The sequence below is a fragment of the Stomatobaculum sp. genome, assembly GCF_057248925.1.
Genome location: NZ_DBHIHF010000012.1, coordinates 53,108 through 71,637, shown reverse-complemented (window position 1 = coordinate 71,637; position 18,530 = coordinate 53,108). Strand labels below are relative to the sequence as shown.

The 18,530-nt window shown below is 57.8% G+C and carries 13 protein-coding genes; 1 reads left to right on the top strand and 12 read right to left on the bottom strand.

From position 1 onward, the window contains the following. Nucleotides 1–5,928: InlB B-repeat-containing protein (locus tag ACO4XG_RS05980; RefSeq protein WP_308509203.1), on the bottom strand; the 5,928-nt coding region annotated here is incomplete at its 3' end. A gap of 22 nt (nucleotides 5,929–5,950) precedes the next feature. Next, entirely contained in the window at nucleotides 5,951–7,615 is a 1,665-nt protein-coding gene (locus ACO4XG_RS05975; protein ID WP_308509202.1) for a cell surface protein, read from the bottom strand. 413 nt (nucleotides 7,616–8,028) lie between these two features. Here ACO4XG_RS05975 and ACO4XG_RS05970 point away from each other — a divergent pair, with 413 nt between their 5' ends. Then, entirely contained in the window at nucleotides 8,029–8,556 is a 528-nt protein-coding gene (locus tag ACO4XG_RS05970) for a hypothetical protein (RefSeq protein ID WP_308509201.1), read from the top strand. Nucleotides 8,557–8,708: 152 nt separating this feature from the next. On the opposite strand, the gene ACO4XG_RS05965 is transcribed toward ACO4XG_RS05970, so the two are convergent. From ACO4XG_RS05965 to acpP, 10 genes are all read right to left on the bottom strand, one after another. Continuing rightward, nucleotides 8,709–9,596, bottom strand: coding sequence for a radical SAM protein (locus tag ACO4XG_RS05965; protein ID WP_308509200.1), 888 nt, complete (start codon nucleotides 9,594–9,596; stop codon nucleotides 8,709–8,711). A gap of 91 nt (nucleotides 9,597–9,687) precedes the next feature. Beyond that, nucleotides 9,688–11,370 carry a glutamine--tRNA ligase/YqeY domain fusion protein gene (locus tag ACO4XG_RS05960; protein WP_308509204.1) on the bottom strand — a complete coding sequence of 561 codons (1,683 nt, stop codon included), beginning with the start codon at nucleotides 11,368–11,370 and terminating at the stop codon, nucleotides 9,688–9,690. 36 nt (nucleotides 11,371–11,406) lie between these two features. Further along, on the bottom strand, nucleotides 11,407–12,129 hold the full coding sequence (locus ACO4XG_RS05955) for a hypothetical protein (protein ID WP_308509199.1): 723 nt from the start codon (nucleotides 12,127–12,129) through the stop codon (nucleotides 11,407–11,409). 11 nt (nucleotides 12,130–12,140) lie between these two features. Then, nucleotides 12,141–13,955, bottom strand: coding sequence for an acetyl-CoA carboxylase carboxyltransferase subunit alpha (locus tag ACO4XG_RS05950; RefSeq protein ID WP_308509198.1), 1,815 nt, complete (start codon nucleotides 13,953–13,955; stop codon nucleotides 12,141–12,143). A gap of 10 nt (nucleotides 13,956–13,965) precedes the next feature. Next, complete coding sequence (gene fabZ, locus ACO4XG_RS05945) at nucleotides 13,966–14,400, bottom strand: 3-hydroxyacyl-ACP dehydratase FabZ (protein WP_308509197.1); 435 nt, start codon at nucleotides 14,398–14,400, stop codon at nucleotides 13,966–13,968. 1 nt (nucleotide 14,401) lies between these two features. After that, complete coding sequence (fabF, locus tag ACO4XG_RS05940) at nucleotides 14,402–15,643, bottom strand: beta-ketoacyl-ACP synthase II (RefSeq protein ID WP_308509196.1); 1,242 nt, start codon at nucleotides 15,641–15,643, stop codon at nucleotides 14,402–14,404. Between the two features lie 56 nt (nucleotides 15,644–15,699). Next, on the bottom strand, nucleotides 15,700–16,446 hold the full coding sequence (gene fabG, locus ACO4XG_RS05935) for a 3-oxoacyl-[acyl-carrier-protein] reductase (RefSeq protein WP_009533603.1): 747 nt from the start codon (nucleotides 16,444–16,446) through the stop codon (nucleotides 15,700–15,702). Next, a complete protein-coding gene (gene fabD / locus ACO4XG_RS05930; protein ID WP_308509195.1) occupies nucleotides 16,443–17,348 on the bottom strand; it encodes an ACP S-malonyltransferase in 906 nt (301 codons plus the stop codon). The genes fabG and fabD overlap by 4 nt, the downstream gene beginning before the upstream one ends. Continuing rightward, on the bottom strand, nucleotides 17,341–18,279 hold the full coding sequence (gene fabK / locus ACO4XG_RS05925; protein WP_308509194.1) for an enoyl-[acyl-carrier-protein] reductase FabK: 939 nt from the start codon (nucleotides 18,277–18,279) through the stop codon (nucleotides 17,341–17,343). The genes fabD and fabK overlap by 8 nt, the downstream gene beginning before the upstream one ends. Further along, the gene (gene acpP / locus ACO4XG_RS05920; protein ID WP_009533600.1) at nucleotides 18,276–18,509 is read right to left on the bottom strand and encodes an acyl carrier protein; all 234 of its coding nucleotides are present in this window, start codon (nucleotides 18,507–18,509) and stop codon (nucleotides 18,276–18,278) included. Before acpP ends, fabK begins: the two co-directional genes overlap by 4 nt. Nucleotides 18,510–18,530: the final 21 nt, after the last annotated feature.

Here is an 18,530-nt window from a genome sequence, read left to right as displayed (position 1 = left end):
GCGACCGCCGCCGCCGCCGCTTGCGCCGCCGGACAGGTTGCCGTTCGTGATCTGGTTGTAGTGGTTGTAACGCGGATTCAGGGTGTTGTCATAGCGACGAATCGTGTCGAGCAAATCGTCGAGTGCCTGCTGCAACTCTGCCGCCGTAGCTCTCGGGCCGGTCTTCTCAAAGACTGCGATTGCGTCGTTGATGCCCGTGTGTACACCCGGGACACCGTTAATCAGCGCTGCGGTCTCCTTCCGCTTCAGGAAGAAGTCATCGGAGAGCTTCAGTGCCTTCTTAATCGCATCCTCGAGGCCGTTTCTCGTATCGTCGACAACCTGCCGGTTATCTTCCCAGTAGCCGTAGACAATGGTGCGCTTCTTAATCGGCGCCGTGTCGTCATACTGCTTGAACTTGTCAGCCTTGCGGCTCCAGCCCTTCCAGTCGTATTCCACGCCGGTTGCCGGATCCGTCTGGTGCGTCGCCGCGCCGGTCGGCTCGTTGTTCGTGACCGTGTTGTACTGCGTCGTATAGTCGGAGTCGGACGGCGAATCGCCCTTTCTGACCGGGAAGCTGTACTGCGGCCACGGTGCCATGGTGTCTCTGTTGTTAATCCAAGTCACCTTGTATGCCTTCGAGTAGGTCAGATAGTACTTGACGCCCTCTTCGGCCGTGAACTGGAACAGACCGCCGCTCGCATAGACATCCGCCGGCGTCAAGGTCTGCGGGAGGAAGTTGCCCGGGTTCGACGGGTCTTCGCGGAGCAGCTGGTAGTCAAGGTTATTCACATCTTCCTTGTCGAGCTGCACATAGGTGTTGAAGGTTGCAGTGGACGCCGTTGCGCGCGGCACAAGTCTGCCGTTGACATAGCGCTCAATGTTGGTCTGGACCTCCCAGGCTGCCGTGAAGGCATCCGGGTGGTTTGCCGCATCGACATTCGCCGTGTCGTTCTTCAGCGCCGTCGCAACCGAAGACGGCACATTCTTCTTGTTGTAGACAACCTTGTAGCTCACGTCCGCGTGGTTCACATTCATGAGCACCTGGTCGTCCGGTGTGGTGAGATAGTTCTCGAGACCCGGAATCGCATTCGGATCCAGTGCCATCTCGCCCGGGTTGCCGCCGCGAACCTCATCCGTGACCGGCGCATTGCCGTTCAGGTTACGGTTATAGTAAGCGGTCAGAACCACATTGGTGTCAGGCATGGTGAAGGTCAGGGTTGCATTGCCGAGCTGGCTGTTGATGCCCGGAATCACACCGGTCGTGACTCTCCACGTCTTGAAGGTCTCGCCTGCGCTGTTCGTCGCCGGTGCGGTCAGGACCACTGCCTCGTCCTTGTGCGCCTCGTCGAAGTAGTTCGTGTTGATTGCATTGCCGTTGACGGTCGTGATTTCACTCTCGCCGTCCGTCGTCGTGATGCTGAACTTCGGCACATCAATCTCGCCGCCCGGATCCATGACGACAACCGTGCCGTCCGGAAGCTTCTGCAGCGGGGTAATGTCATTTCTGCCGTGCGGTCTTGCGACGACCGTGTACGGCTTGTTCGGTGTCAGACCGCTGAACGTGATTCTGCCCGGCGTGCCTGCCTGCCAGCCGTCCGCCTGGGTCTCCGGTGTTGTCACGACATTGCCGTTCTCATCAATCAATGCGTAGTCCGCATCTCTGTCAGCCGGGTCAATCGTGAGGTTCACCTTCGTCTCATCGTTCGGATCATAGGTAATCTGCTTGTTCGTGTCGACTGCCGGCACATGTGCGGGGCTCGGCGCACTGATCGGTGCCGGGACATTCGAGATGTCGTCGCCGACCTGAGCCGTGTTATCGCCCTCTGCCTCGTAGACCTGATAGGTCGTGCCGGGTGTCAGGTTGTTAAAGTAGGTTCTGCCTGCCGGGTTGCCGTCTTCGACGCCCACAACCTTGCCGTCGGGATCCACGACAATGTACTTGTAGCCGGGCTTCGTGTCGTAAGCCGTCACAACGCCCTTACCCTGGGTGTCAAGGCTGCCGCCCGCATCCACCGGGTGCACCGGAAGACCGAAGACCACCGGATCCGGCGTGAACTTGATGAGATAGGTCTCACCGTTTGCAATGGCGTCCGTTGCCGCCATCAGGTGGCTGTCGGAGCTTCTCACAAAGCCCTTGCGGATGTAGTTGACCTCGCCGGTGTAGCTGCTTGCAGCCGGTTCCACCTGTGCCCAGGTCTTGTCCTTCCAGGTGTGAAGCGTGGTCGGAACACCGGCGTTCCAGGTCACATGGCTGTCAAACGGTCCGAAGTTAATATCTACCCACCAAGCCGGATCTTCCTTGAATGCCGCTACCAGATTCTCGCCGCCCTGGAAGCGATCCGTATCCTGGAGGAGATGCTCACTACCGTCCATGACGCGGTTGTTGTTCGTATCCACGAACCAGCCGTCCAGCATGTAATGGTAGTCGTTTGCGGTCACAATCGGCAGCAAACGCTTTGCCTTGAGATCCGCGTAAGTGTAACCCTGACCTGCGCCGTTGTCCTTCAGCACACTCACCTTGAAGGAGTTCGTGCCGTTTGCCTGGACATCCGGGGAAACCTGCTTGGTCGGGTCGTCTGCCGGTGCCATATTGTCGGAGCTCAGGGTTCCGAGTTCAGTGCCGCCGACAGCATCCTTGCCGCTGTAGAACTGGATATTGCCCCATGCGCTCGGATCTCTCGTGTAGCTGTAGGTGAGCTTCAGATCGGTCGTCGGCATCTTCGCCTTGTAGTGCTTGGTTGCCGTATTGAAGGTCGTGGTCTCACCTGCGACCACTGCGCCGACCGGGTTGTCGCTGTGCGTGCTGAAGATGTACCCGTAGCTCTGCGGCATCGTGAGCGCATCGCCCTCGACCACATCATCGGTCGCGTGACCCGTCACCGTCGCCGGGACAATGTTCTTCAGGAGACTGTCGACTGTGCCGAGATCCTCTTGCGCAACCGTGAATTCCTGTCCCATGCCGGCACCGGTATAGTAATAAGTAATTTCCACATCCTGGTTCGGCATCACACCGTTGTAGTTGCCGAGTGCATCCGCACTGCCGGTCAACGCATTGGTGAGCGGGTTCGGATCGGCGCTGTTTGCCGTATTGCCGTGATCCACCGTCAGGCGATCATAGCTATACCCTACTACATTGACTGCATGTGCTACAACCGGCTGTTCCGGCTTCACCATCGTGGTCGTCGTCGGTGCGACCGTCGTGCCGGAAGCGGTCTTATGATTGACTTTCAGCTGGAAGCCCGGGTGGGACGGATCCACACGATAGCGCCAGGTAATTGCTGCATCCTGACCCGGGAACTGACCTGTGAAGTTTCCGTAGGTTGCCGTACCGGCCACATTGTCGAAGGTGCCGAACGGCGCCGCTGCGGTCTGATTGCTAAACTGATAGGTCGCCGGATTCGTGAAGGAATCTGCCGGTGCCCAGACATAGCCCGGAACCTCCTTGCGGTTACCGTTCAGCGTATCCTCGACCGAGTATGCCGACGGAACCGTCGTGGTCTGGAAGACAATGCTGCCGTCACTGTTCTCATAGGAAGTCGTGTAACCGAACTTGATGCCGTGGTTGACCGAATAAATCGCATCGTAAACCTCCGGCGTCGTCGGGAAGGTTGTCGGAATCGACATTGCGGGCGCAACCGGGCTCACGCCGCGCTTATTCCAACCAAGGAAGTTATAACCGTACTTGACAACAGTCGGCGGTATTGCGTTGGTCGGATTACCGGCGAGACCGCTGAGTGGAGCCGGTGTCGGCGTGCCGCCCTTGGCATCGAAAGTAATCGTGCTGTTCTCCCGCACATACTTGTAAGTCACAACAATGTTCTGCTTCGGCATGAAACCGGTGACTTTACCAAGATCCGGACTCGTCGCCGTATTGTCCAGCGTAAGTTTAGCTGTTCCGCCGGAAGGAACCACCTCATCCGTCTCGACACTCGAGAGTTTATAAGATGTCGGGGTAACTGTCGGCTTCGGTTCATTGACAGCTTCACCTGCCGCAAGATTTTTGACTGCACGGTTTTCAGCGCCCGGCACCGTATTGCCTTGTGCATCCTGGTACTTGAATGTAATCGTGTAACCAGCTCTGCGAAGTGCCGCATTGTCTGCGGCCGTCTTAGACTCTACAACCGATGTGCCATAGGTCTCGTCCTGATCAGCTTTGAAGAAGTTACTGAACGGAGTCACACCGCTTGCGCTTACACCGCTGCCGAGTTCAGCGAAGTTCTTTTCCTGCGCTGCGGTCGGTGTCCCTGTCCCTGAGAACGGACTGGGGAGATCGTTACTCGTTCCGACAGCCAGTTTCGAGATACCGATGCTCGAACCTGCTATACTCTGCATCACGGAAATCTTCTTATTGGCAGCGACAAACACATTACTCTTATTGCCGTCTGCATCCTTGTTTCCGCTAACCGTAATGACAGAGCCGCCGCTCTGTTTGCTACCCGCAAGGACAAAGTGACCGCTGGCAAAGTTGATTGCACCCTTGCCCTGCTTTTCGGAGCCCGAGGTTTTCACAGGAGCGGGTGTCTCATTATTTCTGACTGTTGAGCCATGCTCCATGTGAAGCGTTCCGCCTACAATATCGATGGCCGCAGCAGAGTTGTAATCGTTCGTCTTTGCATTCTCCACCACTGCATCCTCGCCAAGGCGGAGAGTTCCATCCTCTACGGAAATCAGAGGCTTCGTGCGAGTCACCGCTGCCTTGTTGCCGCTCAGATGCAATTTCTCAATGGTGTACTTTCCGCTACCCGTCTGCTTAAACAGCGGGCTCCCCGGATTAGCAGCCACAATCTCCACTGTCGGCCCCGTATAGGGAACTGCCATCGCCTGATGCTCATAATCTGTCGTTGCGATGGCAACATCTGTGCCGCTTCCGCCGTCCAGATTTACCGGCGCACCATCGTAATCCATGATATAAATAAAGCCCTTTTTACCATGGAGCTTATCCACTGCGTGTTGCAGTGTCTTGAACGGACTCTGGTAGGTTCCATTGTTGCTGTCGTTACCACCGGAAGAGGAGACATAGTAAGACGTTGCCTTGACCAGAAATGCCACTCTTCTGTGAACCGTCTCATACGGATTCAGGTTGAATTTCCAAGAATAGGACAGACCCGAATCATCGCCCCCAAAGAAAGTCGCCGTATTTCCCGTAAACATGTAATCCCAGTACTGCCAATACCTGCCTACATAGGTCTTGTCCGGCGGAGTGAGTCCCAAATCGCTGTCGTTCAACACAAGATCCAGCGTCTCAAGGCTTGAGCGATTGACCATGTGGAAACTGCGTCCGGTCCAATAGACATTGGCCAAGTCATCGCCCTTGATTTTCGTATCACTACCGGATCCCATAAAGAACGTTCTGGGTCCCGTTCCCGTCGTATCATGGACATAGTAATCGACGATCACATGCTTGTTGTCCAATGCCTTGGAAACCTTCATCCGGTACTCGATTCCCAAATCACGATTCTTCAAGCCGGTCGGCTGCGAAGCATCCGGATAAGTCATAACCACACCATTGTGCGGCGGATCCGGTTTCACAACCGTATAGCCAGCAAGCGGCAGACTGTAATTATGTGCTGAGGGAGGTGCCGCATTCAAGGTATCAGCCTTGACAATCCAGGTTCCGTAACCGGCAAGGTTGTACGTTGTATCGATAGTCGCATTGCCGTAATTCGTCTCGCCGGTGTTCAGACCCTTGATGTCAAAGCGATGCGTGTAAGTACTATCACCCTCGCTAGAAGCTCCTATTGCACTCTTCCACGTAAATGCCATGGCTTCGGTTGCGCCGCTGTCGTTTGCCCCTGTCAAATCACCGGGCGCCGGCTGCAACTCCGTCGCATATGCATTCTTCACGCCCAGCCCGCTGACTGCGAGGCCAAAGACCATGAGGAAGGCGAGGAGCTGTGCAAGGGCTCTCCGAAGGATGCCGCGGAGAGAATTCTTGTTGCTACTCATATCTTTCTGTCACGCTCCCTTCTTAGTTCGGATCTGCGATAAAGAGTGCCAGGTCATCCGGCACATCGTTCTTCGTCACAGTCGTGTTCGGGCCGGCAATCAGGCCGCGCGCGAAGTGGTCGCGCTCGCTTCTGTCGTAGTGATAGAAGCCCGCACCCGCACTGCCGCTGTTTCTCCAGCGCGGTGCGTCCTCGTCGCCGGAGAAGCCGATGAACTCGCCGTTGTAGACCAGAATGTAGCCGTCACCGGTGTTCAGCACGCGTCTGCCACTCACAATCTTGCCGTTCTTGTCGACGACAAAGAAACGGTACTGCGGCGTGCCGAGCGTGCCGCTGTTCTGAACGACAATGCCGTAGCCTGCCTCTTCCGGTGCATCCAGGCGAAGGCCGTTGATATAGAACTTGTTGTCCTTCTTCTGGAGATAGTTGCGGTTGCCGTAAGCCTTGCCGCTCGGTGCGAACGCAAAGGTTCTCGGGCCGTCCGCAAGCTCCACCGTAATTTCCTTGCCCGCCTGCATAGAGCCGTCGTTCATCTCATCCGGCGAGAAGAGGTACAAATCCGCCTTCTCGATACCGTACATATTGCCCTCGATGAAGTCCTTTGCGCTCCAGGCGTCCACATCGTACTGCGCGACAAATTCGCTCTTCGAGCGGTCAAAGAGGACAAAGCCCGTCTGCATGCGGCCGATGCCGTCGAAGGCATACTCGCGGCTGCCGACCTTCAGAATCTTGTTGCGGTACGCTCTGCCCTTCGAGTCGGTTCTCCACCAGGAACTCTCGAGATCCAGGTTCTCGTTCTCATCGAGGTTTGCCGACGGATACATCCAGAGCCACTTGTTCTTCATCAGCGGGCCGCCGTCGTAGCCGTCATAGTAGCGCACGCGCTCATCGGCGGTCGGGTTGGAGCGGACCGCGTTCGAGATGCTCGCGACCTTGTCCCACCACTCGATCATGACACCCTTCTCGTCGAAGCCGTAGGTCGCGCCGTTGATGTCGCGCTGGAACGGCTGCTCGCCCGCACGGCTCCGGTACTTCTTCGAGTCCGCGCCGAAGTAGAACCACATCTTCTCGTAGTCCTCGTAGCTGCGCCCCGTCACCTCACTCGTGAGGTGGGAACCCCAGTCGTAGTAGAGCCAGCGGTTCGTATAGAGCGCACCGTCGGCATCCGCGTAGTAGCGCGCGTTGACGAACGGATCCTCGTCGCTGAGGACATTTCCCTCCTCGTCAATCCAGCCGGTCAGCATGTTGCCGTTCTCATCGAACGCATAATACTGGCCGTCGATCTCCTTGCGGAAACCCTTGCCCTTCGCGCGATAGCCCTTGCCGTCGGCACCGAAGTAGTGCCAGCCGCCGTCGCCGTAATCGCCGGCAGGATCGCTCTCGTGGTCAATGAAGACCCAGGCATTTTTTGCCATGCGGCCGTCCTGGTCGACATAGTAGTCCGACCCGCCGTAGGAGAAAATGCGGTTCTTCAGAAGAACCCCGGAGTCGCCAAGGTAGAACCAATCTTCCTTCGACTTCTTGAAGGCATTGGTCACCGGCTGATCCTCCCGGTTCAGGTACTGCCACTCGTCTCCGACTTTGTTCCAACCTTCAACTGCATAGGCTGTCACGGTCGGAAAGAGGCAAGCAGCAGCTGCCGCCAGCAGAAACGCTCTGGCTGCTTTGACATGTTTCGTTTGTTTCATGTCCCTCCCCTTTCTCTCTGCACTGCCGGGTAAGTCTCTCGACTTTCCCCGCAGAAGGTTGCTGAGCCCCCTTCTGCACATTAATATTTTCTTAATCAATGTATCACGACTGCCCGTTTCTGTCTATAGATGTTCTGACAAGCGGGGATGTTTTTTCGATTTTCGTGATTTTTCCTATTTATTCTCCAGGGCTAACTGTTGTTTTATCTTAGTTTTATCCTAATTTTTCCGTTTTACTGGTAGTATTTTACAAGCCCTGATAGCAGACTTGTCTTGCCCACTATTCTCTTCGAAATACAGGTGCCATTTTTTCGTTTTCCCTCTTTTTTGCGCCGCTTGGGCGCGCTTACGGCTTTTCTTTTTGGGCATTCTGGCTTACACTACTAGAAAAGATTGAGAGAGGAGTTTTAAGAATGGCTAAATTATTGGGAAGACTTGCACGCCTCGCACTGGTCGCGGGCGCTGCGGCTGCAGCTGTCTCCTACTACCGCCAGTACAGCGAGTTCCACCGCGATCTGGACGAGGAATTCCACGACTACGAAGAGGACGGCGAGAGCGACCGCGCCTCGCACACCGAGACGCCGAACCGGAACTATGTCTCGCTGAACGCAAACCGCGGTGAGTTCACGGCGGCGGCCCAAAACACGCTGGAAGCGGCGAAGGGCATGGTCACAAGTGCCGCAGGCATGTTAAAGGATGTCGGTAACATTCTCGCCGACAACCTGCAGGCGGCTACCGGCGAGAAGACCGCGGAAGCACAGGCGACGGCAAAGGCCGCAGTCGAGACCGTGCGGGAGACCGCCGCAGCAGCCGCGGAAGATGCCGAAGCGGCCGCAGACAGCGCGGCGGAGGCAATCACTTCCGAGAACATTCTCGCGAAGTCCTATGCCGCAGCCGGCAGCAGCGCAAAGCGCGCCACCGAGATTACGGAGGAAGAATAAAACAAAGCGCGCCGCAGAGAGGTTAGTGCCTCTCGCGGCGCGGTTTTCTTTTTTTACATTCCGACCGATCAACCCATGTCGATCCGGCATGGATGAATCACTGCCCGGTTTTGCTCTCGTTTTGTCCCGTCACACCATATCCCTTCCAAACGCTATATGCCCTCTAAATTGAAGTCCGGGAGAAAGCGACTGCCCTTGCTGTCCGCCTCCTGGATATAGCCGTTCCGGAAGCCGCATTCCAAAAAGTATGCCTCCGCCCGCGCTCTCTCCCTTCCGGTCAGCGCGCGGTTCAGTTCCGGAAAACGCGTCCGGATAAAAGGCGTGTATTGAAACATGAGGCTCACATACTGCTCTGTCCCAAACAGCGCTGCGATGTCATCCAGAACCGCAAAGCTGTTTTTTAAGTGCAGCGGCAGCACGAGATGCCGTATCATCACCCCGCGGACTGCCTTTCCTTCTTTATTTAATGTGAGGTTGCCGCTCTGCCGGTACATTTCTTGCAGAGCTGCCCGCGCAACCGCCGGATAATCCGCCGCTCCGGAAAAACGTGCGGCGAGCGCACTGTCCGCGTACTTGTAGTCCGGCAGCCAGACATCGACCAAGCCTTCCAGCTCCCGCAGCACTTCGACCCGCTCATAGCCGGAGGTGTTATAGAGCACCGGCACGTTCGGGCGGTAGAGCCGCAAGGCCTTCCTGATCTCCGTGACCCAGGGCGTCGGCGTCACGAGGTTTATATTGTTCGCGCCCTTCTCCTCAAGTTCCCGGAAAATATCCGAAAGCCGCGCTGCTGTGAGCTCCCTGCCGTAGCGCTCGCGGCTGATTTTATGGTTCTGGCAGAAGACACAGTACAAATTACAACCCGAAAAAAAGACTGTGCCGGAGCCCTCCGCGCCGCTGATACAGGGTTCCTCGCCGAAGTGGAGCGCCGCGCGCGCCGCAAAAAGCCGGGCGCCGCATCCGCAGGCACCCGGCTTCTCTTCTCGATTGACGCGACAGAGTCTCGGACAAAGCTCACAGGAGCGCAAGTCCAAATCTATCATAAATGACTCTTCTTTCCTTCTCAGAAATCGCAGGTTGCGCCAAAGCTTTGACGCAACAAGTGCTTTGCTTTTACGCTCATCTCTTTCCGCCTCAGAGCTTAAAGCTGCTCTTCAGCGAGACAATGCGGTTAAAGACAAGACTGTCCGGGCGGGAATCCTTAGAATCCACGCAGAAGAAACCATTTCTCACAAACTGGTAGCTGTCATAGGCCTTGGCGCCGTCAAAGTTCGGCTCCAGTTTGCAGTCCTTTAAGATAATACGGGAATTCGGATTCAGGTTCAGGTTACCGTTTTCGTCGAGCTTGCCCTTCTCCTCATCGACCAGGTTCTCGTAGAGGCGGCACTCGGCATTGACTGCGGTCGAAGCATTGACCCAGTGAATGGTACCCTTCACCTTTCTGCCCTCAAAGCCCGTGCCGCTCTTGGTCTCCGGGTCATAGGTGCAGTGCACGGCAACTACCTTGCCGGTTTCATCTTTGTCGACGCCGACGCACTTCACGAAGTAAGCGCCCATGAGGCGCACTTCGTTGCCCGGGAACAGGCGGAAGTACTTCTTCGGCGGTTCCTCGCGGAAGTCGTCCTCCTCAATCCAGAGTTCTCTGCCGAACGGAATCACGCGGCTGCCGAGATCCGGATTCTCGAGGTTATTCGGCATCACGAGGTCCTCGGTCTGTCCCTCCGGATAGTTGTCGATGATCAGCTTGAGGGGCTTTAACACCGCCATCATCCGCGCGCGCGAGAGCTTTAAGTCCTCGCGGATGCAGTACTCGAGCATCGCGGAGTCCACCGAAGAATTTGCCTTCGAGACGCCGACCAGTTCCACAAAGCGCTTAATCGACTCCGGTGTGTAGCCGCGGCGGCGCAGCGCCGCAATCGAGACCAGACGCGGGTCGTCCCAGCCGTCCACAATGCCGTCCTCAACGAGCTTCTTAATATAGCGCTTGCCGGTCACGACATTCGTGAGATAGAGCTTGGCAAACTCAATCTGGCGCGGCGGCTCCGGGAACTCACACTCATTCACGACCCAGTCATAGAGCGGGCGATGATCCTCGAACTCCAGCGTGCAGATGGAGTGCGTAATCTTCTCGACCGCGTCCTCAATGGGATGCGCGAAGTCATACATCGGGTAGATGCACCACTTGTCACCGGTGTTCTGGTGGGAGAGGTGCGCAATGCGGTAGATAACCGGGTCCCGCATGTTGATATTCGGAGACGCCATGTCAATTTTCGCGCGGAGTACTTTCTCGCCGTCCGCGTACTTGCCCTCGCGCATCTCCTCGAAGAGCTTTAAGTTCTCCTCGACCGAGCGGTTCCGGTAGGGGCTCTCCTTGCCGGGCGTATTGAAATCGCCGCGGTACTCGCGAATCTGGTCGGCAGTCAGATCACAGACAAAGGCCTTGCCCTTCTTAATCAGCTTGACCGCGCACTCATACATTGTCTCAAAGTAGTCGGAGGCAAAGAAGATGCGATTATCAAACTTTGCGCCGAGCCACTCGACATCCGCGCGGATGGACTCCACAAACTCCCACTTCTCCTTGGTCGGGTTCGTGTCATCGTAGCGGAGGTTAAAGAGGCCGTGATACTCCTCCGCAAGACCGTAATTCAAGAGAATCGACTTTGCGTGCCCGATGTGCAGGTAGCCGTTCGGCTCCGGTGGGAAGCGCGTCTGAACATGCGAATATCTCCCCGATGCCAGATCCTTGTCAATCTCATTCTCGATGAAGTTCTTCTCGCGGCGCTCGCCGCCCGCTGCTTCCTCTGTTGCCGCTTCCATTGCTTTCTTGTCCTCGCTCATGGGGCGTCTCCTCTCTTATTTTGTGACATTCACGGCGCTGAGCCGATAGCCCGCGTCGGTCTTGGTGAAAATCATATTCGGCCTGCCGCCGTCCGCCGAGACGACCAGATTGCCGTCGGCCGCCTGTATCGTTAAGAGATCGGCGTGCAGGACAGATGCGCAGAACGCATCGGTGAAAATCTGCTCTGCCGTGTACTTCTGTGACAACTCGTCCTTGTTGTCGACCTCATTGCCGGACGCGAGTCCGAGATACAGCGGGTAGGTCGCCATGCCGGCAAGTGCGTCCAAGTTCTTGTCCCGGACCGCGAGCAGCGCCTGTCCGACTGTGTAGAGCGCGTCCTTGTCGCCGAGTGCCGTCGCCTCATCGGCCGCGGCACTGAGCTGAAAGGTTCCGTCTTTGGTCTTGCCGAGCAAGCGTATGCCCTCGCCCGGCACAATGCCGTTTGCCAGTCTCGTGAGGTCAGGCTTCTCGGCGGCGTCCTCGCCGGTCGCGATATAAACAAGCCCCTGCTTCTTATTCTGCAGCGTAAAGCCGTTCATCGACGCCTCGAGCACCACGCCGTCGAGCGTCTCTTCCGCTTCCGCCGCCGTACTTGTCGCTGTGCTCTCTTCGCTCACACTCTCCGTGCCGGGCACCGCGCTGTTCGTCGCCTCTTTGCTCTTTTTCTGTCCGCAGCCCGCAAAGAGCAGCAGAGAAACAGAGAGTAAAAGAATCGCTATCCCTTTTTCCCGTCGCATGCAGAACCTCCTCAGAACTTCCGGAAGCGTTCGTAGCGCTGGTTTGCGAGTTCCTCGCGACTCATTGCGCCGTAGCGGCCGATAAAGTCGAGAAGCTCGGGTTCCAGTTCCCGCGCGATGTCGCGGATATTTTCAAAGGTCGCCGGTTCTTTCTCCGGGATAATCTTTTCGATGACGCCGAGCTCCAGAAGATCCCTGGAAGTCAGGCGCATATTTTCCGCGGCGCGCTCTGCCTGCTTGCCGTCGCGATACAGAATCGCGGCAAAGCCCTCCGGCGACAAAATCGAGTAGACCGCATTCTCCATCATCCAGACTTCGTTTGCCGTCGCGACGCCGAGTGCGCCGCCGCTCGAACCCTCGCCGATGATAATCGAGAGAATCGGGGTCTTCAGCGCTGCCATCTTCTGCAGATTCTCGGCAATCGCCTGGCCCTGACCTCTTTCCTCCGCGCCGATGCCGCAGTAGGCACCCGGCGTGTCCACAAAGCAGATGACGGGGCGTTTGAAGCGCTCGGCCTGTTTCATGAGGCGAAGTGCCTTCCGGTAGCCCTCGGGATTCGGCATTGCGAAGTTTCTTCTCTTGTTCTCGAGGAAATCTCTGCCCTTCTGAATGCCGATCACCGTGACCGGAATGCCGTGGAACGAAGCGATACCGCCGATTACGGCCTCATCGTCCCCGAAGCAGCGGTCGCCGTGGAGTTCCATAAAGTCCGGAAACAGCGCGTCGATGTAATCCTTCGCGTGCGCTCTGTCCTTTGCGCGGGACAGTTTGACTGTCTCCCAGGCGCTCCGCACCGTGTCCGCGGGCAGATCCGTGCGCGCCGCTTCGTCGCTCTCTTCCTCTCTCTGTCCGAGCGCGAAGCGCTGCAGATTCTGAATGGCCGAAGCCGCCGCCTGCAGAAATCCCGGCGCCTTCTGCGCCTTCACTTCCGCCGCCGTTCCCTCGTTGACATGCTCGGTCGTCTCAAATTCAACGGCTTCCACCGCCTCTTCCGCCGAGAGCTCGGCAGCACCGCGCACATGGAGACGCAGAATGTGTGCAAGCACGGCTCTCTGGTCGCGCCGCGGCACAATCGCATCCGTGAAGCCGTGCTTTAAGAGAAACTCCGAGCGCTGGAAGCCCTCCGGAAGCTTGCCGCCTATGGTCTGCTGAATCACGCGGGCACCGGTGAAGCCGATCAGTGCGCCCGGCTCCGCGAGAATAATGTCGCCGAGCATCGCGTAACTTGCGGTCACACCGCCCATGGTCGGATCGGTCAGCACCGAGATGAAGAGTTGGCCGCTCTCCTGCAGTCTGCCGAGTGCCTCCGAGGTCTTGACCATCTGCATGAGGGAGATGATGCCCTCCTGCATTCTTGCGCCGCCCGAGCAGGCGTAGAGAATCACCGGGAGCTTTTCCTCCGCGGCGCGCTCTGCCATGCGCGCAATTTTTTCGCCCAGGTTGTGGCCCATCGAGCTCATCAAAAAGCGCGCGTCGCAGACACCGATCGCGACCGGAATGCCGTCGATCGTAATTTTTCCGGTCACGACCGCCTCATTGAGGCCCGTAGTCTCCTTGACTTCCCAGAGCTTCTGCTCGTAGTCCGGGAAATCGAGCGGGTTCACGACCGGGAGTTCCTGATTCCACTCCTCGAAACTGCCGGGATCCGCGAGCAGCTTGATTCTGCGCTTCGCATGAATGCGGACCAGCGTGCCGCAACTCGGGCAGGCAAAGTCATTGGCCCGCACTTCCTGCACGCTGTGCACCGCACCGCACTTTTTGCACTTCCACTGCTTTACTTCCGGTTCTGCTTCCGTCGTATTTCGCTTGAAAAAATCGATGCGCATTTTTCCCCTGTCACTTTCCGAGGATAAAGGTGAGTTCTGCTTCCACCGCCTTCTCATCCTCTACGTATGCCGTCGCCTTGCCTTTGCCGACAGGCCCCTTCACCTTCTCAATTTCACAGACGAGTCTCAGCCGGTCGCCCGGCACGACTTTCCGCCGAAAGCGCGCGTGGTCCACCGCGCCGAAGTAGGCTGTCTTCCCCGCATTTTCTTCCTGCGAGAGAATCGCAACCGCACCGGTCTGCGCGAGTGCCTCGATAATCAGGACGCCCGGCATGACCGGTTCTCCCGGAAAGTGTCCCCGGAAGTAAGATTCGTCAAAACTCACTGCCTTATAGCCCTCGGCGCGCACGCCGGGCTCCAGTTCCGTGATGCAGTCGATCAGCAGAAACGGATGCCGGTGCGGCAGTATCTTCTCGATTTCTTGGATGCCAAGCTTTACCTGCATGTCACGCCTCGTACTTTCTCATGATGATAGACGCATTGTGACCGCCGAAGCCGAGCGAGTTGCTGAGCGCCGCGCGCACCTGCATGGAACGCCCCTTGCCCTTCACATAGTCGAGGTCGCACTCGGGATCATCGACCGCGAGACCTGCAGTCTCATGGACAAAGTCCTCCTGCACGCTCTTTGCGAGCACCACGGCCTCGACGCCGCCCGCCGCGCCGAGCAGGTGACCGATCATCGACTTTGTGGAGCTGACCGCGAGCTTATCGGCCGCCGCGCCGAACGCGCTCCGGATTGCAATCGTCTCCGAGAGATCGTTTAAGTGCGTGGATGTGCCGTGCGCGTTGATATAGTCGATGTCCTCCGGCTTGAGACCCGCATCGCGGAGCGCAAAGCGCATTGCCTCGGCCGCACCCGAGCCGTCCTCGAGCGGAGATGTGATATGGTTTGCGTCACAGGTCGCGCCGTAGCCCGCCATCTCGGCATAAATCTTCGCACCGCGCTTCAGGGCGTGCTCCAGTTCCTCGAGCACCAGAATGCCCGCGCCCTCGCCGATTACGAAGCCGTTCCGCTCCTTGTCAAACGGAATCGAAGCGCGCTTCGGGTCCTCCGAAGTGCTGAGCGCCGTGAGCTGCATGAAACCCGCCACACCGATCGGTGTGATGCAGGCCTCCGTGCCGCCCGCGAGCATGATGTCCGCATCGCCGTGCGCGATCGTGCGGAACGCCTCGCCCACGTTATGTGTGCCGGAAGCACAGGCCGTCACAATGTTGATGTTCTTGCCCTTCAGCCCGCACTGGATTGCGACATTGCCCGCCGCCATGTTGCTGATCATCATCGGGACAAACAGCGGATTGACCATGTTCGGCCCCTTGGTAACCATGCGGTTATACTCGCGCTCCACCGACTGCAGAGAGCCGATGCCCGAACCGATTGCGCAGCCCGCCATATAGGGATCTTCTTTCGTGAGATCCAGGCCGCTGTCCGCAAGCGCCTCTTTTGCCGCCGCGACGGCAAACTGCGAAAAACGCTCCATGCGGCGCGCCGATTTCACGTCCATAAAATCTGCCGCCTTGAAGTCCTTGACTTCGGCGGCAAGTTTCACTTTGAACTTCTCCGTGTCGAACTGGGTGATGCGGTCAATTCCGACCTGCCCCGCTTTCAGCGAGTTCCAAAACGCCTCCGCGCCGATGCCGATTGCCGTCACAGCGCCGAGTCCGGTCACAACCACTCTTCTCTTTTCCATGTATTGCGTTCTCCTGCAAAGCCGCGTTGCCTGGTTTCAAAGAACGGCGGAAACTCTTAAATAGAGAGTCCGCCGTCAACGGACAGAACCTGTCCGGTAATATAGGAAGCCTCGTCTCCCGCAAGGAAAGCGACGGCTGCTGCCACATCGTCCGCGCTGCCCATGCGCCCCAGCGGAACGCCCGAGAGAATTGCCTCTTTTGATTTGTCACTGAGCACCGCCGTCATGTCGGTGTCAATAAAGCCCGGTGCCACCGCATTGACGGTGATGCCTCTGCTACCGAGCTCACGCGCCGCGGTCTTGGTCATGCCGACAAGGCCTGCCTTTGCCGCCGCGTAATTCATCTGTCCCGCGTTGCCGTGAAGCCCCGAGTAGGAGGAAATGTTGACAATGCGACCGCTCTTCTGACGGAGCATCTTCTTTGCCGCCTGCTGCATACAGAAATAAGCGCCGTAGAGATTGGTCTTTAAGACCTCGTCAAACTGCGCCTCCTTCATGCCAATCAGGAGACCGTCGCGGGTGATGCCGGCATTGTTCACGAGAATGTCAATCCGGTTCTCTTTCGATAGCACTTCCTCGAACATGCGGAGCACATCCGCCTCCTCGCTCACATTCGCCTGAATCAAAAATGCCTTGCCGCCCGCCGCTTCGATTTCCGCTCGCACTTCCTCGGCCTTTGCCTCGGAGCCGTTGTAGTTTAACGCCACCACAGCGCCGAGAGAGGCGAGGCGCACGGCAATGGCTCTGCCGATGCCGCGCGACGCGCCGGTGACCAGCGCTACCTTACCACTCAAATCGCTCATACCTTCGAAAGATCCTCCATGGTCTCAATGTTCACGACCGTTGCCGCTCTGTCAATCTTCTTCACAAAGCCTGCGAGCGTCTTGCCCGGACCCAGCTCATAGAAGGTATCCACGCCCGCCGATAGCATATTGCGGATGCTCTGCTCAAAGCGCACCGAACTGTAGACCTGTTCGGTCAAAAGCGCTCTGACCTTCGCCGCATCCTCGACCTTGTCGCCGGTCACATTCGCGTAATACGGAATGCGAAGCGGATGAATCTCTGTCTCCGCAAGCACCTTGCCGAGCTCCTCGCCGGCTTCTCTCAGAAGGCCGGAGTGGAAGGGACCGCTCACATTCAGCATGAGCACGCGCTTCACGCCTCTCGCCTTGAGGGCCTCCGCCGCTGCTTCGACCGCCTCTTTCTTCCCCGAAATGACAATCTGTCCCGGGCAGTTGTAATTGGCAATCCAGACTTCCGGAATGTCCGAAAGCGTCTCCTCAATCAGCGCCGCCTCCGCGCCGAGCACCGCCGCCATTGCGCCGATACCGGCCGGGACCGCCGCTTCCATGAGTTCGCCGCGCCGCGCAACCACGCGAATGGCATCCCGCTCCGAGAGCGCGCCCGCCGCATAGAGAGCCTCGTACTCGCCGAGACTTAAGCCTGCCGCCGTGTCCGGCGTAAGACCGTGCTTTTCAACCACTTTCAGAATCGCAATGCCGGTCGTGACCATCGCAGGCTGGGTGTACTGCGTCAAATTCAGCTTCTCGTTTTCTTCAAAACAGAGCGCCTTCATATCGTAGCCGAGAATCTCCGAGGCCTCCTCGAAGACCGCGCGCGCATCGGCATCGGCCTCGTAAAAGCTCTGCCCCATGCCGATTTTCTGTGCGCCCTGTCCCGGAAACAAAAATGCCTTCTTAGACAAAGTCCGCCGCCTTTCTCGCGAGCTCATGACACTCGCGCATCATGTCCTCAATAATCTCCCGACATGGCTTGATGTCCTGAATGAGACCCGCAATCTGTCCTGCCATGACCGTGCCGCGAATCACATCGCCCTCCTGCACAGCCTTCCGAAGCGAACCCAGAGTCAGGTACTCGAGCTCTTCAAAGCTCTTGCCCTCTGCCTCAAGGCGTGTGTACTCGCGCGTCATGTCATTCCGGAGACTGCGCACCGGGTGACCGTAGGTTCTGCCCGTCACCGTGCTGTCAATATCCTTCGCCTTCACAATGCGGTTCTTATAGGCCTCGCTCACGACTGCCTCGGTGCTCGCGACAAAGCGCGTGCCGATCTGCACACCCGATGCGCCGAGCATGAAAGCCGCCATCATGCCTCTGCCGTCGGCAATGCCGCCCGCGCCGATGACCGGAATCTTCACGGCGTCCACGACCTGCGGGAGCAGGGTCATCGTAGTCGCCTCGCCGATGTGACCGCCGGACTCCGTGCCCTCCGCGACCACGGCATCCGCGCCGAGGCGTTCCATGATGCGAGCCTGCGCGACCGAAGCGACCACCGGAATGACCTTGATGCCCGCCTTTTTCCAGTCGTCCATGTATTTGCTCGGCATACCGGCACCGGTCGTCACAACCTTGACGCCCTCTTCTATCACAACGCGCGCAACATCGTCCGCGTGAGGCGACATCAACATGACATTGACGCCGACCGGTGCGTCCGTGAGGCGCTTTGCGTCGCGGAGCATATCGCGAATCACTTCTCCGGGCGCGCTCGCACCGCCGATGAGGCCGAGGCCGCCTGCCTCACTCACCGCCGCCGCGAGATGCTGCTCGGCGACCCACGCCATCCCACCCTGAATGATGGGATAGCGTATGCCGAGGAGCTCTGTCACTCTTGTGTTCATTCCTCGACGCCCTTGTCCTTCAGGTACTTCATGACATCGCCGACCGTGTTGAGCTTCTCAAGATCCTCGCTCGGAATCTCAACCTTGAACTCATCCTCCATTGCCATGACGAGCTGGAACAAATCCAGGGAATCCGCGCCGAGATCGTCCTTGAAGGAAGTCTCCTCGGTGATGCTGTTCTCGTCTGCGCTGAGCTGCTCTGCGATCATCTGCTTTACCTTTTCAAACATGTCATTCTCCTTTGCTGGGAC

Bases quoted from the DNA above. Each gene is read 5' to 3' on its own strand.
- ACO4XG_RS05975 (WP_308509202.1), bottom strand. From the start codon at position 7,615: ATGAAACAAACGAAACATGTCAAAGCAGCCAGAGCGTTTCTGCTGGCG.
- ACO4XG_RS05970 (WP_308509201.1), top strand. From the start codon at position 8,029: ATGGCTAAATTATTGGGAAGACTTGCACGCCTCGCACTGGTCGCGGGC.
- ACO4XG_RS05965 (WP_308509200.1), bottom strand. From the start codon at position 9,596: ATGATAGATTTGGACTTGCGCTCCTGTGAGCTTTGTCCGAGACTCTGT.
- ACO4XG_RS05960 (WP_308509204.1), bottom strand. From the start codon at position 11,370: ATGGAAGCGGCAACAGAGGAAGCAGCGGGCGGCGAGCGCCGCGAGAAG.
- ACO4XG_RS05955 (WP_308509199.1), bottom strand. From the start codon at position 12,129: ATGCGACGGGAAAAAGGGATAGCGATTCTTTTACTCTCTGTTTCTCTG.
- ACO4XG_RS05950 (WP_308509198.1), bottom strand. From the start codon at position 13,955: ATGCGCATCGATTTTTTCAAGCGAAATACGACGGAAGCAGAACCGGAA.
- fabZ (WP_308509197.1), bottom strand. From the start codon at position 14,400: ATGCAGGTAAAGCTTGGCATCCAAGAAATCGAGAAGATACTGCCGCAC.
- fabF (WP_308509196.1), bottom strand. From the start codon at position 15,643: ATGGAAAAGAGAAGAGTGGTTGTGACCGGACTCGGCGCTGTGACGGCA.
- fabG (WP_009533603.1), bottom strand. From the start codon at position 16,446: ATGAGCGATTTGAGTGGTAAGGTAGCGCTGGTCACCGGCGCGTCGCGC.
- fabK (WP_308509194.1), bottom strand. From the start codon at position 18,279: ATGAACACAAGAGTGACAGAGCTCCTCGGCATACGCTATCCCATCATT.
- acpP (WP_009533600.1), bottom strand. From the start codon at position 18,509: ATGTTTGAAAAGGTAAAGCAGATGATCGCAGAGCAGCTCAGCGCAGAC.